The sequence below is a fragment of the Halomonas sp. genome (genome assembly GCF_041689495.1).
Classification (GTDB): domain Bacteria; phylum Pseudomonadota; class Gammaproteobacteria; order Pseudomonadales; family Halomonadaceae; genus Halomonas.
On record NZ_JBDNGD010000327.1, the window covers coordinates 1 to 5,346 of the forward strand.

A 5,346-nucleotide genomic window follows, 5' to 3' on the forward strand; every position below is an offset into this window, starting at 1 on the left:
CCTTCGCCGGCTCGCCGCAGAGTTGAGCGCAAGGAGTGCTGTGAGGGTGGAGCCAGCGTCACTCCTTCACTCCAACAAGGTGCCGGCAGAAGACCTTGAAGGCGTGCCTGCCGTGACGCTGGGGCCGGCGGCGACTCGCCGCGCCGACGCCGGCTGTGACGAGATCCTGGTGCTGCCCTTCTTCTTTGGTTCCAGTCGAGCCCTGACCGAGTACCTTCCGGAGCGCATGGCGACACTGCAGCAGAGCCATCCCGGCGTGCATGTGCGGATCGCTAACCCTCTGGTGGATCTGGAGGGCCCGCTGGACCTGCGTCTGGCGAGAATCCTGCGCGATGGCGTACTGGAGCGCATGACACCGGGCTCTCGCCCCGCCGTTGTCCTGGTGGATCATGGCAGCCCGATCCCCGAGGTCACGGCGGTCCGCAATGTCCTGGCGGGTCAGCTCGGTGCATTGCTGGAAGACAGGGTCCATTGCCTGGCCGCGGCGTCCATGGAAAGGCGCGAAGGGGATGCCTATCGCTTCAACGAGCCCTTGCTGGAGCGCCTCCTGGACAACCCCGGTTTCCACCGAGGCGAGGTGATCGTCTCGATGCTGTTCCTCTCTCCGGGGCGCCATGCCGGCCGCGATGGCGATGTCGCGGTCATCTGCGCCGAGGCCGAGCGGCGTCACCCCGGGCTGCAGACGACCATGACGCGCCTGGCCGGCGAGCACGACGCCATCCTGGACATCCTGGCCGAGCGCCTGGATCGCGCCCTGGCAGGCCATGACATTCTGCACGACATACCACCGCCCACGCCCAGGCTGGACTGACGCCTTCTTCGAAGGTCCAAAGCCACCAGGAGGTTTGTCGATGCCTGCCGCATGGCCTGGCCGTCAATAGAGCCTGAGACCCACCTTGGTGATCCGGTTCCCCTGCATCCCGCTGACGACCCAATGGATGCCGTGCCAATCCACGTCATCGCCGACCACCGGGTGACCCCCGACCCGCAGGGAGACGAAATCGGCCAGGGTTATGTTCTTTTCTCCGGGGCTCAGGGTCAGGCCATACACATCGGCGACATCGCGCATCATGGCCTCGCCCTCGAAGGTGAAGGTACCGAAGAAGGCGCGTTCCTGCCGGAGCCTGGTATTCCCGTTGAAAAGGCGATTGAGGGCCGGCAGGTCGTGGTTCTGGCCGATCACACAGATCACGTCATCGATCTGAAGGCGAGTGCTGCCCTTGGGATGCAACATGGCATGATCGCGGAAGATCGCGGAAATCAGTGCTCCCGAGGGGAAACGCAGAATGCGGATGGGCACGTCGTCGAGGTCGGCATTGTCCACGTCGTAGACGAACATCTCGTAATCATTTTCCGGCAGCACACCCAGGGGGCCTCGGAAATTGGGCGTCGTCGCGGCCGGGACCTCCACCTTCATCCAGCGGGCCATCCAGGCAATGGAGCCGCCCTGGATCAGCAGCGACATCAAGACCACCGCGAAGGCCACATTGAAGTAGAGGGAGGCGTTCTGGACCCCCCCGATGACCGGGAAGATCGCCAGCACGATGGGCACGGCCCCCCTGAGCCCGACCCAGGAAATGAAACCGATCTCTCGCCAGCGGAACTTGAAGAAGGGCTTGACCGAGATGAGCACGGCCAGGGGACGCACGACAAAGATCAGGGCCAGGGCGACCAACGAGGCGGGAATGGCGTATTCCAGCAGCTCACTCGGGGTGACCAGCAAGCCCAGGACCAGGAAGAGCCCGATCTGGCTCAGCCATGCCAGGCCGTCATGTACCGGCAGGATGAAGTTGAGATGGCGACCCGGCTGGTTGCCGATCATCAGGCCGGCAAGGTAGATGGCGAGGAAACCGCTGCCTCCCAAGGCACTGGTCAAGCCAAAGACGAAGAAGCCGAGGGCCAGGGCCAGCAACGAATAGAGCCCCGGCGCCAGGTCGAGCCAGCGAAGCAAACGACCGATCGACCAGCCGCCACCGATCCCGATGGTCAGGCCCAACCCGAATTGGGTGATCAGGAACAGGATGGTGTCGACGGGGCCACGGACTTCCCCGACCAGGGCTTCCACGAACAGGATGGTGAGGAAGATGGCCATGGGATCGTTGGTGCCGGATTCGATCTCGAGGGTGGCCCCGACCCGCTCGTTGAGGTTGACGCCGTGCCCGCTGAGCATGGAAAAGACCGCCGCGGCATCGGTGGATCCGACGATGGCGCCCACCAGGAGCCCTTCCAGGAGGCTGAGCTGGAAGACCCACATCGACAGCACGCCGATCAGGCCACTGGTGATGAAGACGCCCAGGGTGGCAAGGCTGAGCGCCGGCTTGAACCCCACCCGGAACGTCTTGATTCGCGTACGCAAGCCGCCGTCGAGCAGGATCATCGCCAGCGCCAGGTGGCCGATCAGGAAGGCCACGGAATAGTCATCGAAGCGGATGCCCAGCACCCCTTCCTCCCCCGCCAGCATGCCCAGTATCAGGAACACCAGCAGCAACGGCATTCCCACCAGGGTCGAAAGTCGACTGGCGACAATGCTCAGGGCAATCAGGAAGCCGCTGAGAATAAAGAGGGTGTTGATGGTTTCCATGGCATCCTGCCCCGGCCTTAGATGCAGGGATTATTGCACGGCGAGGAGATATCGGCGATGTGAACCCGGAGGGCTAACCCTGGGTTCGAACTGGTCACGACCGCGTGACTGAGGCTAAACTCGCCCTTCTCTTCGCTTGCCGGCCTTGACGGTCACCCTGGAGCACGACCCATGATACTTGCGCCCCACTGCTTGCCGAAACGAGGAATCCTGGTGGCTTGCCTGCTGCTTTTCCTTGCGGCGCAGACGGCGCAACTCCATGGCCAGGACAACCTGCCGTTACCGCCGACGATCTATCCGCCCCTCAAGACCGAGGTGATGGTTCCCTGGTTAGCCGATGGCCCGCCGGCGCAGTCGCCGCCCACCGAAGCCACGGCGGATGCCAACCGGATAATCGACAACGCATCTGCCTCCGGTATTGCCGATGAGAAGGGTCCCACCACCCAGGCGCCCTCGTCGGACGAAGCATCCAAGGCCGATCAGGCCCTGGACGCTGACACAGCCGTGCCGACCATCGCCTCGGCGCCGGCCGAACCCATCGAGCCCCCGCCGCTGATCACCCTGGACGTGATGCTGGAATGGTATCCAAACCCCCGGCATGCCTCCCTCTTCCTGGCGCGCGACAAGGGCCTGTTCTCGCGACGCGGCCTCGAGGTGCGGCTACTGACCCCGGCAGATCCGACCGTGTCCACCAAGCTGCTGGCGGCGGGCAGGGTCGATCTGGCACTGAGCCGTCAACCCCTGCTTCACCTCGAGGTGGCGGCGGGAGAACCCTTGATTCGGGTCGCCACTCTGATCGACATGCCTCTGAGCGCTCTGGTCCTGCGCGAAGATGGCTCACTGGACTCCCTCATCGATCTGGCTGGGCGACGCATCGGTCATTCCGACGATGACAGCCTGAAGGTCATGCTGGACACCATGCTCAAGCCTCTGGGCATCAGTCGTAGTGAAATCGAGATCCACGACGTCAATTTCTCGCCGGCGCGCGCCATGCTCGAGGATGAACTGGACGGCGTTATCGGTGCCATGCGTCATCGGCTCCCCCGCGAGCTGGGCGATCAGGGCCTGGCAACGCGGGTACTCAATGTCGAGGACCACGGTGTGCCGCTGCATGATGGGCTGGTGCTTCTGGCGAATCGAGACCGGCTGAAAGATCAGCGTGTGGCGATCCGCGCCCTGGTGGACGCTCTGGAAGAGATCACGGCCTGGATCATCGAGAACCCCGACGATGCCTGGGAACGCCTGGTGGCCAGCGAACCTGACATCGATACCCCCGCCAATCACGCCAATTGGGGATACGTGCTGACGCAACTGAGCGGCACGCCGGCCGCCCTGGACCACGGCCGTTACGCACGATTCGCCACCTTCCTGCACGAAGGCGGCGTAGTCGACGAGCTGATTCCGGTGGAACGCCTCGCCGTGGACCCCGGCACCTTCTGAAGCCGTTTCTGAAGCCGTTCAGGCCAGGGCGTCGAGGAAGTCTTCCACGGTCTGACGGAACGCTTCGGGCTGTTCGGCATGGAGCCAATGCCCGGCATCGAGGGTGACGACCCGGGTCTCGGGAAGGACCTCGCGCAGGGCTGGCAGCATCTCATCGGTTACATAGCCTGAGGCGGCGCCTCGCATGACCAGTGTCGGCCCTGTATAGGCGCGCTCTCCTCCCGGCGCTCCCATGATGGATTCATAGTCGGCCTGAATTTCGTCGAGGCCGATACGCAATTGCAGCGTCTCCGAATCCCTGCGTTCCAGGTTGGTGGCCAGGAAGAGGCGCACGCCCCGCTCATCGATATGCTCGGCGAGCAGGGCGTCTGCTTCGCGACGGTTGGCGGGCGAGCCTTCCTCCACTCGGCGCAGGGCAGCGAAGACGCTGTCATGGTCATGACCATAGGCTTGGGGTGCGATGTCGGCGACGATCAGGGATGCCACCCGCTGGGGTGCCAGTCGGGCGAGTGTCATCGCTACCTTTCCGCCCATGGAGTGGCCCAGCAGATGGGCTCGCTCGATGCCCAGGCCATCCATCAAAGCGATGACATCGTCGGACATGTCGACATAATCCATGCCCGGGACATGGGGCGAACGTCCATGGTTACGCAGGTCCAGGGCGATCACTCGTCGGGTCTTCTGCCATTGCGTGACATGAGATCGCCAGTTATCGGCACTGCCGAACAGCCCGTGAATGACCACCAGGGGTGTTCCCTCCCCGCCGGTATCCAGATGGTGCAACGCCAGGGTCATGGGTTTCTCCTTGTTCGGTTGGACCTTTCAATATCACGCTCGGGTCAATATCACGCGCGGGTCAATATCGCGCGCGGGCGATCTCCGGAGCCAGATCATCACGACCGGTTACCTTGACCAGTCGGCGACTCAACCAGGCCAGCAGAACGCCGTAGAGCGGAAGGAAGAACAAAAGGTTGATGCCCAGCTTGATGGCATAGTCGACCGTGGCGATTTCCACCCAGTTGGCCGCCATGAACGGATCCGGGCTGTGGTAGAAGGCGATGGAAAAGAAGGCGGTCGTATCGACCAGGTTACCGAAGACAGTAGATACGGCCGGGGCAATCCACCAGGCGGACAGCGTGCGCAACCGGTCGAAGACAGTCACATCCAGCAGCTGGCCGAGCACGTAGGCCATGAAACTCGCCACCGCGATGCGGGCCACGAAGAGGTTCCAGTCACCGAGCCCGGCCAGACCGACATAGCTACCCTGAGGGAAGATGACCGAGATGACATAGGAGATCACCAGGGCGGGCAGCATCACCCGCATC

General features: G+C 63.4%; 5 protein-coding genes. 2 read left to right on the forward strand and 3 right to left on the reverse strand.

Going from position 1 to position 5,346, the window contains the following annotated elements; translation table 11 throughout:
- Positions 1-811 (forward strand): sirohydrochlorin chelatase (locus ACESMD_RS10590; RefSeq protein ID WP_372612951.1); only part of this gene is annotated, 811 nt, incomplete at its 5' end.
- Positions 812-874: 63 nt separating this feature from the next.
- Here ACESMD_RS10590 and ACESMD_RS10595 read toward each other — a convergent pair.
- On the reverse strand, positions 875-2,581 hold the full coding sequence (locus tag ACESMD_RS10595) for a potassium/proton antiporter (RefSeq protein WP_372612953.1): 1,707 nt from the start codon (positions 2,579-2,581) through the stop codon (positions 875-877).
- Between the two features lie 171 nt (positions 2,582-2,752).
- Here ACESMD_RS10595 and ACESMD_RS10600 point away from each other — a divergent pair, with 171 nt between their 5' ends.
- Entirely contained in the window at positions 2,753-4,021 is a 1,269-nt protein-coding gene (locus ACESMD_RS10600) for an ABC transporter substrate-binding protein (RefSeq protein WP_372612955.1), read from the forward strand.
- An 18-nt stretch (positions 4,022-4,039) separates the two neighbouring features.
- Here ACESMD_RS10600 and ACESMD_RS10605 read toward each other — a convergent pair whose 3' ends face one another.
- Together ACESMD_RS10605 and ACESMD_RS10610 are read right to left on the reverse strand one after the other, a co-directional pair.
- Entirely contained in the window at positions 4,040-4,816 is a 777-nt protein-coding gene (locus tag ACESMD_RS10605; protein ID WP_372612957.1) for an alpha/beta fold hydrolase, read from the reverse strand.
- Between the two features lie 61 nt (positions 4,817-4,877).
- A partial coding sequence (locus tag ACESMD_RS10610; RefSeq protein WP_372612959.1) for a queuosine precursor transporter occupies positions 4,878-5,346 on the reverse strand: 469 nt, incomplete at its 5' end.